Annotated in this window: 17 protein-coding genes; 9 read left to right on the forward strand and 8 right to left on the reverse strand. The window is 65.3% G+C overall.

Annotated features, from left to right (window positions below):
• Positions 1 to 56 precede the first annotated feature (56 nt).
• The 8 genes from ACEN9Q_RS28050 (at position 57) to ACEN9Q_RS28085 (ending at position 6,795) form a co-directional block, all read left to right on the forward strand.
• Positions 57 to 1,079 (forward strand): KpsF/GutQ family sugar-phosphate isomerase, encoded by a 1,023-nt coding sequence (locus ACEN9Q_RS28050; protein ID WP_056448961.1) that lies wholly within the window; start codon positions 57 to 59, stop codon positions 1,077 to 1,079.
• Complete coding sequence (locus ACEN9Q_RS28055) at positions 1,079 to 1,612, forward strand: KdsC family phosphatase (protein ID WP_495626755.1); 534 nt, start codon at positions 1,079 to 1,081, stop codon at positions 1,610 to 1,612. Before ACEN9Q_RS28050 ends, ACEN9Q_RS28055 begins: the two co-directional genes overlap by 1 nt.
• A gap of 19 nt (positions 1,613 to 1,631) precedes the next feature.
• Complete coding sequence (gene lptC, locus ACEN9Q_RS28060; RefSeq protein WP_056448958.1) at positions 1,632 to 2,234, forward strand: LPS export ABC transporter periplasmic protein LptC; 603 nt, start codon at positions 1,632 to 1,634, stop codon at positions 2,232 to 2,234.
• Positions 2,235 to 2,256: 22 nt separating this feature from the next.
• Entirely contained in the window at positions 2,257 to 2,829 is a 573-nt protein-coding gene (gene lptA, locus ACEN9Q_RS28065) for a lipopolysaccharide transport periplasmic protein LptA (protein ID WP_495626756.1), read from the forward strand.
• A 14-nt stretch (positions 2,830 to 2,843) separates the two neighbouring features.
• Positions 2,844 to 3,620: an LPS export ABC transporter ATP-binding protein gene (gene lptB / locus ACEN9Q_RS28070; RefSeq protein ID WP_056449230.1), complete on the forward strand. Its 777-nt coding sequence runs from the start codon at positions 2,844 to 2,846 to the stop codon at positions 3,618 to 3,620.
• A gap of 2 nt (positions 3,621 to 3,622) precedes the next feature.
• Positions 3,623 to 5,128, forward strand: a complete 1,506-nt coding sequence (locus tag ACEN9Q_RS28075) for an RNA polymerase factor sigma-54 (protein WP_495626757.1) — start codon at positions 3,623 to 3,625, stop codon at positions 5,126 to 5,128.
• Positions 5,129 to 5,229: 101 nt separating this feature from the next.
• The gene (gene hpf / locus ACEN9Q_RS28080) at positions 5,230 to 5,589 is read left to right on the forward strand and encodes a ribosome hibernation-promoting factor, HPF/YfiA family (protein WP_036238902.1); all 360 of its coding nucleotides are present in this window, start codon (positions 5,230 to 5,232) and stop codon (positions 5,587 to 5,589) included.
• A gap of 123 nt (positions 5,590 to 5,712) precedes the next feature.
• A complete protein-coding gene (locus ACEN9Q_RS28085) occupies positions 5,713 to 6,795 on the forward strand; it encodes an enoyl-CoA hydratase/isomerase family protein (protein ID WP_495626758.1) in 1,083 nt (360 codons plus the stop codon).
• Between the two features lie 214 nt (positions 6,796 to 7,009).
• Here the strand turns inward: ACEN9Q_RS28085 and rapZ are convergent, their stop codons facing one another.
• From rapZ to ilvA, 5 genes are all read right to left on the reverse strand, one after another.
• Positions 7,010 to 7,873 carry an RNase adapter RapZ gene (gene rapZ, locus ACEN9Q_RS28090; RefSeq protein ID WP_056448946.1) on the reverse strand — a complete coding sequence of 288 codons (864 nt, stop codon included), beginning with the start codon at positions 7,871 to 7,873 and terminating at the stop codon, positions 7,010 to 7,012.
• 165 nt (positions 7,874 to 8,038) lie between these two features.
• Positions 8,039 to 8,974, reverse strand: a complete 936-nt coding sequence (hprK, locus tag ACEN9Q_RS28095) for an HPr(Ser) kinase/phosphatase (protein WP_036238906.1) — start codon at positions 8,972 to 8,974, stop codon at positions 8,039 to 8,041.
• A 16-nt stretch (positions 8,975 to 8,990) separates the two neighbouring features.
• On the reverse strand, positions 8,991 to 9,473 hold the full coding sequence (locus tag ACEN9Q_RS28100) for a PTS sugar transporter subunit IIA (protein ID WP_056448943.1): 483 nt from the start codon (positions 9,471 to 9,473) through the stop codon (positions 8,991 to 8,993).
• A gap of 367 nt (positions 9,474 to 9,840) precedes the next feature.
• Positions 9,841 to 10,671, reverse strand: a complete 831-nt coding sequence (queF, locus tag ACEN9Q_RS28105) for an NADPH-dependent 7-cyano-7-deazaguanine reductase QueF (protein ID WP_056448939.1) — start codon at positions 10,669 to 10,671, stop codon at positions 9,841 to 9,843.
• 201 nt (positions 10,672 to 10,872) lie between these two features.
• Positions 10,873 to 12,507 (reverse strand): threonine ammonia-lyase, biosynthetic, encoded by a 1,635-nt coding sequence (ilvA, locus tag ACEN9Q_RS28110; RefSeq protein WP_082548322.1) that lies wholly within the window; start codon positions 12,505 to 12,507, stop codon positions 10,873 to 10,875.
• 76 nt (positions 12,508 to 12,583) lie between these two features.
• On the opposite strand from ilvA, the gene ACEN9Q_RS28115 reads away from it, so the two are divergent.
• Positions 12,584 to 13,087: a YqaA family protein gene (locus ACEN9Q_RS28115; RefSeq protein WP_495629006.1), complete on the forward strand. Its 504-nt coding sequence runs from the start codon at positions 12,584 to 12,586 to the stop codon at positions 13,085 to 13,087.
• A gap of 10 nt (positions 13,088 to 13,097) precedes the next feature.
• Here ACEN9Q_RS28115 and ACEN9Q_RS28120 read toward each other — a convergent pair whose 3' ends face one another.
• The 3 genes from ACEN9Q_RS28120 to ACEN9Q_RS28130 are packed head-to-tail and all read right to left on the reverse strand — an operon-like array spanning position 13,098 to position 16,200.
• A complete protein-coding gene (locus ACEN9Q_RS28120) occupies positions 13,098 to 14,450 on the reverse strand; it encodes an ABC transporter substrate-binding protein (RefSeq protein WP_495626759.1) in 1,353 nt (450 codons plus the stop codon).
• On the reverse strand, positions 14,447 to 15,289 hold the full coding sequence (locus ACEN9Q_RS28125; protein ID WP_495626760.1) for a carbohydrate ABC transporter permease: 843 nt from the start codon (positions 15,287 to 15,289) through the stop codon (positions 14,447 to 14,449). The genes ACEN9Q_RS28120 and ACEN9Q_RS28125 overlap by 4 nt, the downstream gene beginning before the upstream one ends.
• On the reverse strand, positions 15,286 to 16,200 hold the full coding sequence (locus ACEN9Q_RS28130) for a carbohydrate ABC transporter permease (protein WP_495626761.1): 915 nt from the start codon (positions 16,198 to 16,200) through the stop codon (positions 15,286 to 15,288). Before ACEN9Q_RS28130 ends, ACEN9Q_RS28125 begins: the two co-directional genes overlap by 4 nt.
• Positions 16,201 to 16,203: the final 3 nt, after the last annotated feature.

Raw genomic sequence — 16,203 nt, forward strand, 5'->3', positions numbered from 1 at the left:
GTTGTTTGTTACGTCTGGCAAGTTTTTTGCTTTCCCAATTCGGCTATACTTTGACTATGAGTGTAACCGATGAAAAAACAATGCTGACAAGTTTTAATGCGGCCCAGGCAGCCCGGGCGCTGGAACTGGCCCGCGAGGCGCTGGATGTCGAAGGCGAAGCGATCCGCAAGCTGGCCGCGCGCCTCGGCCGCGACGACAGCGTGCCGCGCGCCGTGGCGCTGATGATGGCTTGCCGCGGCCGCGTGGTCGTCACCGGCATGGGCAAGTCGGGCCATATCGGCCGCAAGATCGCGGCGACCTTGGCCTCGACCGGCACCCCGGCGCTGTTCCTGCACCCGGCCGAAGCGGCCCACGGCGACCTCGGCATGGTGACCGCGCAGGACGTGCTGATCGCGATCTCGTATTCCGGCGAAAGCAGCGAGCTGGCCGTCGTGATCCCGGCCGTCAAGCGCATGGGCGTGCCCGTGGTCGCGATGACGGGCAAGCCGGAATCGACGCTGGCCCTGGCGGCGGACGTGCACCTGGACGTCTCGGTCGAGAAGGAAGCCTGCCCGCTGAACCTGGCGCCGACCGCCAGCACCACCGCGACCCTCGCGCTGGGCGATGCGCTGGCCGTCGCGCTGCTCGAACTGCGCGGCTTCAAACCGGACGACTTCGCGCGCTCGCACCCGGGCGGCGCGCTGGGCCGGCGCCTGCTGACCCACGTGCGCGACGTGATGCGCAGCGGCGACGCCGTGCCGAAAGTGAAACCGGACGCGCTGCTGACCGATGCGCTGCTGGAAATCTCGCACAAGGGCATGGGCATGACGGCCGTCGTCGACGACGCGGGCCGCCCGATCGGCGTGTTCACCGACGGCGATCTGCGCCGCCTGATCGAGAAGGCCCAGGATTTCAGCAAGCTCGTGATCCGCGACGTCATGCATGCGGACCCGCGCCGCGTGCATCCGGAACAGCTGGCGGTGGATGCCGTCGCCGTGATGGAAGAATTCCGCATCAACCAGATGCTCGTCACCGACGCCGCCGACGTATTGGTCGGCGCGCTGCACATCCACGACCTCACGCGCGCCAAGGTGATCTGATGGTGACTCCGCTGGCACACATGGAGCGCGCGGCGCGCGTGAAAGTCATGATCTTCGACGTCGACGGCGTCCTCACCGACGGCAGCCTGACCTATGGCCCCGACGGCGAAGTCACGAAGACGTTCTACGTGCTGGACGGCCTCGGCATCCAGCTGCTGAATAAAACGGGCGTGCAGACCGCGATCATCAGCGCGCGCACGTCGCCCATCGTCATCAGGCGCGCGGCCGACCTCGGGATCACGCACGTGTTCCAGGGCCAGCACGACAAGCGCCTCGCGTTCGCCGACCTGCTGAACAAGACGGGCGTGACGGCCGAGGAATGCGGCTACATCGGCGACGACGTGATCGACCTGCCGCTGTTTACGCGCGTCGGCTTTGCGGTGACCGTGCCGAGCGGCCACCCGGAAGTGCAGCACCGCGCCCATTACGTCACGCAGAACCCGGGCGGCCGCGGCGCCGTGCGCGAAGTGTGCGACATGGTGATGCGCGCCCAGGGCACCTACGAACAGGCGCTTGCGCCGTATTTCGGCTAATTTCGGGATAAGCGCAGCCATGGCCCCTGCCAACTACAAGCGAACCGCGCACCGCTGGCGCCTGCTGGCCCTGATGCTGACCGCCGTGTTTTTTGCGTTCGGCAGCTTCTGGCTCGTGCAGGTGATGCAGGGCGAGGAGACCACGCCGGGCGCCAACGCGGGCAACGAGCCGGACTACATCGTCGACAACTTCAGCTGGGTGCGTATGTCGGAGGCCGGCAAGCCGCGCTACGTGATCTCGGGCGAGCGCCTGACGCACCGCCCGGCCGACAACACGGCCCTCGTCGACAAGCCCGTGGTGCAGAGCCTCACGGCCGAACACCCGCCCATGACGATGACGGCGGAGCACGCGCTCGTCAACCAGAACCAGAACCAGATCGACCTGACCGGCAACGTCGACATCCAGCGCCCCGGCAACGCGACGTCGCAGCCGCTGCGGATCCGCACCGAGGCCCTGACCTTGCTGACCGACGACGAGATCGCCAAGACCGACCGGCCGGTCCACATGACGCTCGGCAGCGCATCGATCGACGCCGTGGGCATGGTGGCCAACAACGCCACCCAGCAGATCGCGCTGGGCGGCCGCGGCTCGGCCACCTATCCGCCGCGCCCGCCGCGCTGAAGCCAATTGAGAGGATAAACGAATGAAGAAAATACTCGCCGCCGCCATGTTCCTGCTGGTGCCGCTGGCCGCGTCGGCCGAGAGGGCGGACGCCCTCAAGCCGGTCAACATCAAGTACGACAAGGCCAACAGCGACCTGGTGACGCAGAACTACGTCGTCACCGGCAACGTGATCATCACGCGCGGCACCATGATCCTCAAGTCGGACCGCGCCGAAGTCAAGGAAGCGCCGGACGGTTATCACACGTTCATCCTGACCGCGGATCCGGGCAAGCTCGCGACCTTCCGCCAGAAACGCGACGGCGGCCCCGACCTGTGGGACGAAGGCCAGGCCCAGCGCATCGAATACGACGAGCGCAACGACCTCGTGAAGCTGTTCTCGAAAGCCATGATCCGCCAGCTCGAGGGCCAGAAGGTCACGCAGGAAATGGACAGCGAATTCATCTCCTACGATAACCGCAAGGAAGTGCTGGTCGGCCGCAACGATGCCAGCGGCGCGGACAAGCCCGGCAATGGCCGCGGCAGCATCACGCTGCAGCCGCACCGCACGCCCGCGCCCGCGGCACCGGCCGCCACGCCGGCGGGCAAGCAATGACGGAGGCGCGCACGATGGAGGCCCGCACCGACATTCCGCCGGCCGAATGCGGCGGCAGCACGCTGGTCGTCAAGGGCCTGCAGAAGAGCTACGGCAAGCGTCTGGTGGTGCGCGACGTGTCGCTGCAGGTCGCGTGCGGCGAAGTCGTCGGCCTGCTGGGCCCGAACGGCGCCGGCAAGACGACGTCGTTCTACATGATCGTGGGCCTGGTGCCGTCCGATGCCGGCAGCATCGACATCAACGGCACCGACGTCACGAGCCTGCCGATCCACCGGCGCGCGCTGCTGGGCCTGTCGTACCTGCCGCAGGAAGCGTCCGTGTTCCGCAAGCTGACGGTCGAAGAGAACATCCGCGCCGTGCTGGAATTGCAGCGCGAGAACGGCAAGTCGCTGAGCAAGACGCGCATCGCCGAGCGCCTCGACGAACTGCTGGCCGAGCTGCAGATCGAAAAGCTGCGCGAGAGCCCGGCCCTGTCGCTGTCGGGCGGCGAGCGGCGCCGCGTGGAGATCGCGCGCGCCCTGGCGACCAATCCCCGCTTCGTGCTGCTGGACGAACCGTTCGCCGGCGTGGATCCAATTGCCGTCATCGAGATCCAACGTATCGTGCGCTTCCTGAAGGAGCGCGGCATCGGCGTGCTGATCACGGACCACAATGTGCGCGAGACGCTGGGCATCTGCGACCGCGCCTACATCATCAACCAGGGGGCGGTGCTGGCATCCGGCCGTCCCGACGACATCATCGCCAATGAATCGGTGCGGCGCGTCTACCTGGGCGAACACTTCCGAATGTAGTCATGAAACAGACGCTGCAACTCAAGACTTCCCAGCACCTTGCACTGACGCCCCAACTCCAGCAGTCGATCCGGCTGCTGCAGCTGTCGACTCTCGAGCTGCACCAGGAAATCGAGCAGGCCCTGAGCGAGAACCCGTTGCTCGAACGGCTCGACGATCCGCTCGACCGCTCCGTGCGCCTGCTGGCCGACGGCGCCATCAACAGCGCACCGGCATCGATGCAGGCCGGTGAGGCGCCGGCGGCGCAGGGGACGAGCGCGGAGGGCGGCGCGCCCGCCGAGAACGGCAACGGCGAGAGCGGCGCCGATGCCGGCGGCGACAGTGGCGAAGGCGCCGGCAGCGAAGGCGGCGAGGACTGGGGCGAATTCGGCCGCAGCAGCGGCAGCGGCGGCGACGACGAGGACGGCCGCCCCCAGCTGGAAGCGAGCCCCGTCACCTTGCGCGAGCACCTGATGGAACAGGTGCGCATGACGTGCTGCGCGGCGCGCGACTGCGCGCTGGTGGAGCTCGTCGTCGACGCGCTGGACGACAATGGCTATCTGGAAGAACCGCTGGAAGACATCCACGCGCGCCTGCCGGCCGAACTGGAGATCGAGTTCGAGGAATTGCGTATGGCGCTGGCCCTCGTGCAAAGCATGGACCCGCCCGGCGTGGGCGCGCGCAGCGCGGCCGAATGCCTGGCCCTGCAGATCCGCCGCATGCCGGGCGTACCGCTCGTCACGCGGCGCATGGCGCTGGTCATCGTCGAGAAATACCTGACGTGGTTCGCGCAGCGCGAGTTCAACAAGCTCAAGAAGGCGCTCGACTGCGACGACGAAGACCTGCGCGAAGCCCAGGCCGTCATCCGCCAGTGCAATCCGCATCCGGGCGCGGCGTTCGCGTCGGATGTGTCAGACTTCGTCGTGCCGGACGTGATCGTGCGCCGCGCCAAGGATGGCTGGAGCGTGCAGCTGAACCCGGAAGTGATGCCGCGCCTGCGCGTCAACAGCGTATATGCCGCGCTGATGAAGCAGGGGAAATCGGACTCCCAGCTGGGTGCGCAGTTGCAGGAAGCCAAGTGGCTCATCAAGAATATGCGGCAGCGCTTCGACACGATCCTGCGCGTGGCCCAGGCCATTGTGGATCGCCAGCGCAATTTTTTCTCGCATGGCGCAGTCGCAATGCGGCCCCTTGTTTTACGTGAGATAGCTGATACACTAGGTCTACACGAGAGCACAATTTCTCGAGTCACAACTCAGAAATACATGCTGACCCCGCACGGCATGTTCGAGTTGAAGTATTTCTTCGGGAGTCACGTTGCCACCGAAGCGGGAGGCGAAGCATCGTCGACGGCAATACGGGCTCTCATCGTACAACTCACAGGAGCAGAAGACCCCAAGAACCCTTTATCCGACAGCAAGATCGCGGAGATGCTAGGGGAACAGGGAATGGTTATCGCGCGGCGCACGGTCGCCAAATACCGTGAGGCGCTGAAGATTCCTCCCGTCAGTCTCCGCAAATCCTTGTAGCGAGCTCTAGTAGCAAGCTCTTGCAGCAAGCTCTGGCAACAACGCTGCCTCCATGCCCGGATGCGCGCACGGCACGGCAGCGAATCTTCAAAGGAGTGTGTATGAATCTCACCATCAGCGGACATCATCTCGATGTAACCCCAGCAATCCGAGAATACGTACAGAACAAGCTTGAACGCATTACCCGCCATTTCGATCAAGTGATCGACTCTCACGTCATCCTCTGCATCGACAATCTCACCGAGAAAGAAAAACGCCAGAAAGCCGAGATCAATCTGCGTCTCGCAGGCAAGATCGTCCATGTCGCCAGTGCCGCGCACGATTTATATGCCGCGATCGACATGCTGATGGACCGCCTCGACCGCCAGGTCGTCAAGTACAAGCAAATGCTCAAGGATCATGACAACGCGTGCATCAAGCGCATGTCCGAAGGGGGAGAGGAAGAACCCGCCGCCGCGTGATGCCACGCGTGCAGCAGCATCAATGACAAAGGGCGCATCGGCGCCCTTTTCGATTTTATGCGCCACCCATGCGCGTTAGAATGCGGTTCTGCTTATTCCAATAACACTTCAATAACACGAGACATGACCGAACACGTGCAAACCCGGGTCGCCAACCGCACCGGCATCATCACCCTGGACCGCCCCAAAGCCCTGAACTCGCTGTCGCTGGACATGGTCCGCGCGCTCACCGCGACCCTGCTCGCCTGGCGCGAGGATGCCGGCGTCGACGCCGTCGTCATCGCCAGCACGAGCGAGAAGGCCTTATGTGCGGGCGGCGACATCCGCTTCTTCCACGAGGCCGGCAGGGCCACGCCGCAGACGGGCAGCCCGCTGCTGGAAGATTTCTTCACCGAGGAATACGCCCTCAACCACCTGATCCACTTTTATCCGAAGCCGTACATCGCGCTGATGGACGGCGTCGTGATGGGCGGCGGCATGGGCATCGCCCAGGGCGGGCCGGACTGCGGCCTGCGCGTCGTGACGGAGCGTTCCAGGATCGCCATGCCCGAGGTGAACATCGGCCTGTTCCCGGACGTGGGCGGCAGCCATTTCCTGTCGCATGCGCCGGGCCGCCTGGGCCACTACCTGGGCGTGACGGGCGTGACCGTCGGTGCGGCGGACGCCATCTACGTGGGGCTGGCCGACGTGTTCGTGCCGTCCGCGCAGCTGGATGCGCTGCGCCCGCTGGTCGAGGCGACGCCGGGCGCGCAATTGCCCGCCGCGATCCGCGCGTTCGCGGCGCCGTATGCGGCGCAGGCCGGCGCGGGCGAGCTGGCCGCGCAGCGCGAGGCGATCGACCGCCACTTCGGCGCGGATTCCGTGGCGGCCGTGATGGCGTCGCTGGAGACGGACGCGAGCCCGTTCGCGCAAAAGACGCTGGCCACGATGCGCCAGCGCTCGCCGCTGATGATGTCCGTGACGCGCGAGATGCTCGTGCGGGGCGCCAGTCTCGGCGTGGCGGACTGCCTGCGCATGGAGCGCTCGCTCGTGCGCCGCACGTTCGAACATGGCGAGGTGCTGGAGGGCGTGCGCGCGCTCGTGATCGACAAGGACAATGCGCCGCGCTGGAATCCGCCGCTGCTGGCCGACGTCACGCCGGAGATGGTCGCGTGGTTCTTCGCCCCGGTGTGGCCGGCGCACGCGCATCCGCTGCGCGACTTGTGATCCGGCAGGTTGCGTCTGCGCGTGGGCTCGGGGAGCCCACCCTACGGACTTGTGTCACGCGTGATCGTGCTGATGGTGGGCACGGGTGCCGACCCTGCGAGACGTCAGTCTGCGTCTGCGTCTGCGCGTGGGCTCGGGGAGCCCACCCTACGAGACGTCAGCCGTAGGGCGGGCACCCCGTGCCCGCGACAGCGCATCCGTCACGCCTGCCGCTTCAGGGCTGCTCGCGGTGCCTCACGACGACCCGTTCCGTGTCGGCGAAATAAGTCCCGAGGCGCTCCGCCATGTACACGGACCGGTGCTGTCCCCCCGTGCAGCCGACGGCCACCGTCAGGTAGCTGCGGCTGTCCTTCTTGAACGACGGCAGCCACTTGGCGATGAAGGCGCGGATGTCGGACAGCAGTTCGGCCGCCTGCGGCTGCGCGTCGAGGAAGGCGATCACGGGTGCGTCCTTGCCGTTCAGCGGACGCAAGGTGAGGTCGTAATACGGATTCGGCACGGCGCGCACGTCGAACACGAAGTCGGCGTCGAGCGGCACGCCGCGCTTGAACGCGAACGATTCGAAATACAGCGTCAGCGGCGCGTACGTGACCTCGGCCAGTTCCTTGACCCAGGCGCGCAGCTTGTTGGCCGACAGTTCCGAGGTGTCGATCACGTGGCCCATCTTTTCGATCGGACCGAGGCGGTCGCGTTCTTCCGAAATGCATTCGATCAGCGTGCGGCGCGATGCCGGGTTCTCGCCCGGACGCAGTTCGTGCGACAGCGGATGGCTGCGCCGCGTCTCGGAAAAGCGCGCGACGAGCGAGTGCGTGCTGGCGGTGAGGAAGATCACCTTGACCTGGTGGCCTTCGTCGCGCAGGGTCGCCACCGTCGTCGGCAGCTCGGCCAGCGATTCGGCGCTGCGCGCATCGACGGCGACGGCGATGCGTTTCGTGTCGCCGCCGTCGATGTTGCCGACGAGGGCCGGCAGCAGGGCAGGTGGAAGGTTGTCGACGCAGTAGTAGCCTGCGTCTTCGAGGACGTTCAGGGCCACGGATTTACCGGAGCCGGAGATACCTGTGATGAGTAGGATGCGCATGCGGCGATGATAGCATCGGCCGATGTTTACCGCAGTGCACCAGGCTTCTTGTTGAGGTATTTGCAACAGCGGAACTTGGGTTCCCGCCTGCGCGGGAACGACGATGTGGGGCGCGTCGCCTCAAAAACGTCTTCCCCGCGCAGGCGGGGATCCGATTTCGCATGCTTAGTCGCTGGACATCGCCTGCCTTTGCCGCTCCATGAACTCCTGCAGCGTATCGATCCCGCGCAGCTGCAGGATCGTATTGCGCACGGCGGCCTCCAGCAGCACCGCGATGTTGCGGCCGGCCGCGACGGGGATGACCACTTTGCGGATCGGCAGGCCCAGCACGTCCTCGGTGGGGAAGTGGAAGGGCAGGCGTTCGACCTCTTCGTCCAGCGCGCCGCGCTTGACGAGGTGGACGATCAATTTGAGGCGCATCTTGCGGCGCACCGCGGTCTCGCCGAAGATCGCCTTGATGTCCAGCAGGCCCAGGCCGCGCACTTCCAGCAGGTTTTGCAGCAGCGGCGGGCAGCGGCCTTCGATCATGTTCGGGGCGATGCGCGAGAATTCCACGGCGTCGTCGGCGACGAGGCCGTGCGAGCGCGAGATCAGTTCCAGGCCCAGCTCGCTCTTGCCGAGGCCGGAGTCGCCCGTGATCAGCACGCCGACGCCCAGCACGTCCATGAACACGCCGTGCATGATGACGCGCTGCGCCAGCTTCTTCGACAGGTACACGCGCAGGTAGTCGATCACCTGCGCGGCCGGCAGCGGCGTCGAAAACAGCGGGATGTTCTGCTCGTCGCAGATGGCGAGGATGTCCGGCGGCGTGTCGAGACCCTGGGCGATGAACAGGGCCGGCGGACCGCCCGCGATCAGTTCGCCGATCAGGTGGCTGCGCGAGCCGGATTTCAAACGCTGGTAGTAATTCAGTTCCTGGTGACCGAACACCTGCATGCGGCCCGGGTGGATCAGGTTCAGGTGACCCACCTGGTCCGCGGCCGAGACGGCGTCGCCGGAAATCTGGCGCTCGCCGCCCGGGAATCCGGCGAACCAGCCCAGTTGCAGGCTGTCGCGGTTGTCGTCGTACAGCCGTTGGATGGTCAGCGGAGTCTGCAGCATGTTCCCTTTCGCAAGGTCAGCCGAGAGCTTGCAGGCTCGGCTGCCAGTTGATGATGCGTTCGTAGACGGCGCGCGGGTCCGTATCGGTCGTCAATGCCGTGCGGATGGCCTCGTCCGAGAACAGTTCCGCGATCTCGGACAGGATCTCGAGATGCTGTTGCGTGACATGGTCCGGGATCAGGAGGAAGAACAGCAGCTTGACCGGCTGGCCATCCGGCGATTCGAACGGAATCGGTTCGAGCAGGCGCACGAACGCGGCCAGCGGCGCCTTGAGGCTCTTGCTGCCCTTGATGCGGCCGTGCGGCACGGCGACGCCGTGGCCGAGTCCCGTGGACCCGAGGCGCTCGCGCGCGAACAGATTGTCCGACACGGTGGAGCGGGCGATGCCGCAGTTGTTCTCGAAGATGAGGCCGGCCTGCTCGAAGGCGCGCTTCTTGCTCGACACTTCCAAATCGAGCTGCACGTTCTCGAGCGAGAGGATTTTGCTTAGATTAGTCATAACACGCTTCTATTGCGGTGCATCCTGGGATGCTTGCGAGCGGGAATTATAGGCCGGTTTTATGGCCGTGTAATTCGATTTCGCATGTCGTTCGGCACCTGTGTGATCCCTGTCGCAAACCTTTGCGTAAAGACCTCGCATCCGGCAATCGGACATGCGCAATTTCCGCCGCGAAATCCCGGGGTTTACGCACAAAACATCGTCCCGGGGCCTCTTTTACCGATTTTTCTAGCGCAAACTTGTCGCTTTGCATATCCGGCGACATGGCGGCACACCTGCCGATATGGCTGGGTTGGCATCGCAAATGTCGTTGGAAACGTACACTGTAGATGGGGACGATCGACGAAAAATCACCCATCCACACTGTTTATTGACGCGCAGTGCGCAAATTCGGCAGTTTTCCGGTGGTGAAATTGGCGCGCCAGGGATTGATGTCCAGGCCGCCGCGCCGGGTGTAGCGGGCGTACACGGCCAGCTTGATCGGTTTGCACTGGCGCAGGATGTCGGTGAAGATGCGCTCGACACATTGCTCATGGAATTCGTTGTGCTCGCGGAAACCGATCAGGTAGCGCAGCAGGCTTTCCTGGTCGATCTGCGGACCGGCATAGCGGATCTGCACGCTGCCCCAGTCCGGCTGGCCGGTGACGAGGCAATTCGACTTGAGCAGGTGCGACACGAGGGTTTCCTCGACCGCGGCTTCGTCGTGATTGGCCTTGAGCAGTTCCGGGGACGGACTGTAGTTGTCGACCTCGATGTCGAGACGGTCGATCAGCAGGCCGTCCTGCTCGCCCATCTTGACCTTGTCGAAGTCTTCGGGCAGGGTCAGCGCCGCGTGCACGGGCGCGCCGAACGCGGTCGACAAATCGTCGCGCAGCAGGGCGAGCAGGGCGTCCGTGTTGGCCAGCCGGGTCTGGTTGAACGAATTCAGGTAGAGCTTGAAGGATTTCGATTCGACGATGTTGGGCGAATCGGCGGGCACGGTAAAAGTCGCGATGGCGACCTGCGGCTTGCCGCGCATGTTCAGCCACGACAATTCGTAGGCATTCCAGATGTCGACGCCGAAGAAGGGCAGCGTGCCGGTCAGGCCGAGCTCGTCGCGCTTTTGCTGGCGCGGGATGGGAAACAGCAGCTCCGGCGCGTACTGGGTCTGGTAGGCCGAGTTCTTGCCGAGAGGCGAATGTTCAGGGGTATTGGTCATGATGTTTTCTCGAGGCCGGCCACGTTCGTGACGTGCGTGGCGATGCCGGTCCGGCGGCGGCAAAGCGGCGTATCGTACACCTTTCCGCAATTGGATGCGTTATCGGCATATCATCGGTGGGCACGGGGTGCCCACCCTACGGCGCTTCGGGTAGCGCGTAGGGTGGGCTCCCCGAGCCCACCATGCACATCCGCGACCGTTTTACAGGAACAGCTTGTACGCCGGATTCGCGCTCTCGTCCCAGTAGCGATAGCCCAGCGTGGCCAGGAACTGGCGGAACTCGTCCATCTCGCCGGACGGCACCTGCAAGCCGACGAGGATGCGCCCCACGTCGCCGCCCTGGTTCCGGTAGTGGAACAGGGAGATGTTCCAGTTCGGCGCCATGCTGTCCAGGAAGCGCATCAGCGCGCCCGGGCGTTCGGGGAATTCGAAGCGGTACAGCAGCTCGTCGTGCGCCAGGCCGCTCTTGCCGCCGACCAGGTGGCGTACGTGCTGCTTGGCCAGTTCGTCGTGCGTGAGGTCGAGGGTGCGGAAGCCGTGTTCCTCGAACGTGCGCGCGACGGTGCCCGACTCGCTGCGGCTGCCGATCTGCACGCCGACGAAGACGTGGGCTTCGCGCTCGTCGCTGATGCGGTAGTTGAACTCGGTGACGTTGCGCGGGCCGATCAGCGCGCAGAAGCGCTTGAAGCTGCCGCGCTGCTCGGGAATCGTCACGGCGAACACGGCTTCGCGCGCCTCGCCCAGTTCGGCGCGTTCGGCGACGAAGCGCAGGCGGTCGAAATTCATGTTGGCGCCGCAGGCGATGGCGACGAGCGTCTCGCCGCGCACCGGGTTCTTCGTCATCAGCGACCGCTCGACATACGCCTTGGCACCCGCGACGGCGAGCGCGCCGGACGGCTCGACGATGCTGCGCGTGTCCTGGAACACGTCCTTGATGGCGGCGCACAGCGCGTCGTTGTCGACGATGATGATCTCGTCGACCAGTTCCTGGCACAGGCGGAAGGTTTCGGCGCCCACGAGGCGCACGGCGGTGCCGTCCGCGAACAGGCCGACGTCCTGCAAGGTCACGCGTTCGCCGGCCTTCAGGCTGCGCGCCATCGCGTCCGAATCGTTGGTCTGCACGCCGATGATCTTGATGTCGGGACGGATCTGCTTCACGTACGCGGCCACGCCGCTGATCAGGCCACCGCCGCCGATCGCCAGGAAGATCGCATGGATCGGGCCCGAATGCTGGCGCAGGATCTCGACGCCGATCGTGCCCTGGCCGGCGATGACGTCCGGATCGTCGAACGGGTGCACGAACGCCAGCTTCTGCTCCTTCTCCAGCACTTGCGCATGGTTGAAGGCGTCGGTGTACGACTCGCCGTGCAGGACGACTTCCACGTTGTTGCCGCCGAAGGCACGCACCGCGTCGACCTTCACGCTCGGCGTCGTGGTCGGCATGACGACCACGGCGCGGCAGTTCAGGCGGGCCGCCGACATGGCGACGCCCTGCGCGTGATTACCTGCCGACGCGCAAATCACCCCGCGGTTCAGTTGCGATTCCGACAAGTTTGCCATCTTGTTGTAGGCGCCGCGCAGCTTGAAGCTGAACACGCTCTGCATGTCTTCGCGCTTCAGGTAAATCTTGTTGTCGGTGCGCTTGGAGAGGCTGGGAGCGTATTCGAGCGGGGTTTCGACGGCGACGTCGTAGACGCGTGCGGTAAGGATTTTCTTGAGGTAGTCGGTAGTCATGATCGATGCGGTCTGTTCGGGTTCCGGGGCGACGCTGACTGTCCTGCTTGGTGGGTAACCGAGGCGAGCAGTGCGGCAGCTTGGCTCGGTAGAGCCTGGCATACCGTGTCGTTACGAGGTGTTTCTCCCCATTATAATGTAATCAACCCATCCGTCCGCCGTCCATCCCTTCTTGCCGATGATCGAATCCGCCGTACTGTGGCTGCTGAAATTCCTCGCCGTGCCCACCGTCGGGCTGACGTCGGTCTTCCTGATCGCCTTCGTTTCCGCCACCCTGCTGCCGCTCGGCTCCGAACCGGCCGTGTTCGCGGTCGTGAAAGCCAATCCGGCCATGTTCTGGCCCGTGATCCTCGTCGCCACGCTGGGCAACACGCTGGGCGGCGTCGTCGACTACTGGATCGGCTACCGCGCCAAGGTCGCCTTCGCGAAGGAGCGCTCGTCGCGCTGGTTCCACTGGCTGAAGCGCTACGGCGCCAAGACGATGCTGCTGTCCTGGGTCCCGGGCATCGGCGACCCGCTGTGCACCCTGGCCGGCTGGCTGCACCTGCCGTTCTGGCCCAGCGTGATCTATATGGCCATCGGCAAGTTCGGACGCTATGTCTTCATGACCGTGACCCTGCTGTACGTGCCGAACGGGTGGTGGAAGTGGCTCGGCGAGCTGACGAACAGGGTGTTCGGGTGAATGCCTTCCCTCAGCGCGGCGCCATGGCCCCTCCCTGAAACTGGGCGTCGCGCGCCAGCATGCGGTCGATGCTGGTTTCGGCGCGCGCCAGGGTGCGGTCCAGGTCCGCGCCGTAGGCGATCACCGCGATCATCGCATCGCCCAGCGTTTTGGCGACGATCGCCTGGCGCGCGACTTCGATCGGCAGCGCCACGCCGTCACGCGCAATGGCGGCAATCTCGCTGCGCAGCGGCAGCCGCGTGAACGACGCCGATTCGATCACCGAGCGGCGCGTCGGCAACTGGCCGGTGTGCGCCCACACGCCGCCTTCATCGTATAAAAACTTGAGGAAGGCCAGCGCGGCATGGCGGCTGCGCGCGTCAAGCGTGCCGCCTTTCAGCAGCACCATCACGTGATTGTCGGCCCAGACGGCGCTGCGGCCATGCAGGCGCGGGAACGGCACCGCCGTGTAGCCTCCCGCGGTGGCGCTGTGCGCCTGATGCGACTGGCGCAGCAGGTCGCCGATGATCCAGGTCCCGTTGATCATCACGGCGCCTTCGCCCGCGGCAAAGCTTTGCAGGGCGGCGCCATAATCCTGGCCGCGCGTGGTCAGCCCTTCCTCGTACATCGTCCTGAGCAGCTGCACGGACGAGCGCACGGTCGCGCTGTGCAGGTCGATGTGGAAGTCGTCCCTGGGGAACAGGGTCGTGTCCTGCTGGCGTACGAGCGTCAGCAGGATGCGCGGGAAGAAGGCCGGATCGTTATCGGTCAGCCAGATGAAATAGGGCTTGCCGGTGGCGGCCTTGAACCGGCGTGCCTGGGCCAGGAGCTCCTGTGGCGATTGCGGCTGCAGCGGCTTGCCGTCCTTCGTCACCAGCCCGGCGCGCTTCATCAAATTGAGATTGATGTGCCACAGCCAGGAATGAGTGTCGAAGGGCAGGGCGTACCGATGGCCGTCGATCGTGACCGCGGTCTGCGCTTGCGGCGTGAAGTCGGCGACATCGATGCCGGCGGCGCGGAACTCGTCGTCCAGCGGCGCGATCAGGCCGCGCTTGACGAAGTCGTTCAGGGCGGAGCTGTGCAGGATGGCGACGGCGGGCATGTCGCGGCCGACGATCCGCGCACCCAGCTGGCTGTAGTACGAACCATGCTCCACCACTTGCGTGTGCACCGTGATCTGCTCGCGGTTGGTGGCGTTGAACTTGTTGACCAGCGTGGTGATGATGCCGCATTCGCCGGTGGCGTTGGCAGTATCGGTCGAGTTGCCGTATTCCGCTTCGCAGGAACCGAAGAAGCGTGCGAACGAGATGTCGGTCGGCGTGGCCGATGCCGTGCTGCCGGCGAACGTCAAGGCCAGGGCGGCGACAAAAGAAATGAGTCTCATGCTGAACGTACCCGGGTGCCGGCGACCGCGGCGACGATGTATTGTTGGAAGAAGGCGTACAGCACCAGCACCGGCGCCGCCGCGAACACGGCTTGCGCCATCAGGAAGCCCAGGCCTTCGGACTGTGCGAAGTTGGTCTGCGTCGAGGCCAGGCCCAAGGTCAGCGTGTAGTGGTCCGATTGGGTGGCGGAGATCAGCGGCCACAGGTAATCGTTCCACGCGCCGAGAAAGGTGACGATGCCCAGCGTGGCTTGCGCCGGCAGCGACAGCGGCAGGATCACGCGGGTGAACACGGTCCAGCGCGAGGCATTGTCCAGCAGGGCGGCTTCTTCCAGGTCGCGCGGTATCGCCTTGAAGTATTGCGTCATCAGGAACACGCCGAACGGCGCCGCCAGGCCGGGCAGGATCAGGCCCGGATAACTGTTGTGCAGGCCCCAGTCGGCGAACATGCGGTGCAGCGGGATGACGACGGCGGTCTGCGGCACGGCCAGCCCGGCCAGCACGAGGCGGTACAGCCAGGTCTTGCCGGGGAACTCGGTGCGGGCGAAGCCATAGCCTGCCAGCGACGACAGCACCAGCACCAGGATGGTCTGGGCGAATGCCACCACGCAGGAATTGACGATCCAGCGGAACACCAGCGAGGTACCGAGGATGTCGCTGTAGTTTTTCAGGGTGTAGGGCGGCGCGAACAGGATGTCGGTGCGCTGCGCCAGCAATTCATTGGGCTTGAACGACAGCGCCAGTATCCACAGCAATGGCGCCACCCAGACAAGCGCGGCCAGCACGGTGGCGCCGAAGATGGCGCGGTTGCCCCAGCGGTTGGTCAGATTCGCATTCATGATTGCGCCTTTCGTGCGTGGCGTTCCAGCCAGCCTTGCAGCGCGATCCCGGCCAGCATCAACAGGAACAAGGCTTGCGCGCCGGCGGCCGCATACCCCAGCTGCCATTGTTCGAACATGGCTTCATACACGAACATCACCAGCGAGCGGGTGCTGTTGTTCGGCCCCCCCTGCGTCAGCAACTGGATCTGGCCGAACACCTGCAACTGTGCGATCAGCTGTGTGACCGCCACGAGGATCACGCTGTGGCGAATCGCCGGCAGGGTGATGTGGCGGAAGCTGCGCCAGCGGCTGGTGTTGTCCAGCGCGGCGGCCTCGTAGACATCGTGCGGGATCTGCTGCAGCGAGGCCAGGAACAGCATCATCGGCATGCCGACGCCCCACCAGACCGTGGCCAGCACGACCATCGGCAACGCCAGCCATTCGCTGGTCAGCGGTGCGCCGGAATCGAGGCCCAGGCCATGCGCGGCGTTGGCCAGCATGCCGTGTTCCGGCATCAGCACCAGGCGCCAGACCAAAGTGACGATGGTGACCGACAGCACGCCGGCGCCGAAGAACACGCCGCGCAGGATGGCGGTGGCGCGGCCCGGCCGGTTCAGCGCCAGCGCCAGCGCCAGGCCCGTGATTACCATGGCGGGCGTGCACAGCGCCGCGAACAGCACGGTGTTGAACGTCGAGCGCACGAACATCTCGTCCTGCAGCAGGTCGATGAAGTTGACGGCGCCGACCCAGCGGCCGATGTTGGAGAGCAGGTCGATCGCGTGGAGGCTGAGCCACAGCCCCTTCGCCAGCGGCCACACCAGCAACGCCAGGTAGCACAGCAGGAACGGGGCGACGAACAGCAGGCCGGTCCAGGCAAAGGCGGTGCGGCGCGCGGGCGCGAGCAGCGAGGAGGGAAGGTCGCGTTTCATCGG

This window comes from Massilia sp. Masssp93 (assembly GCF_059491295.1).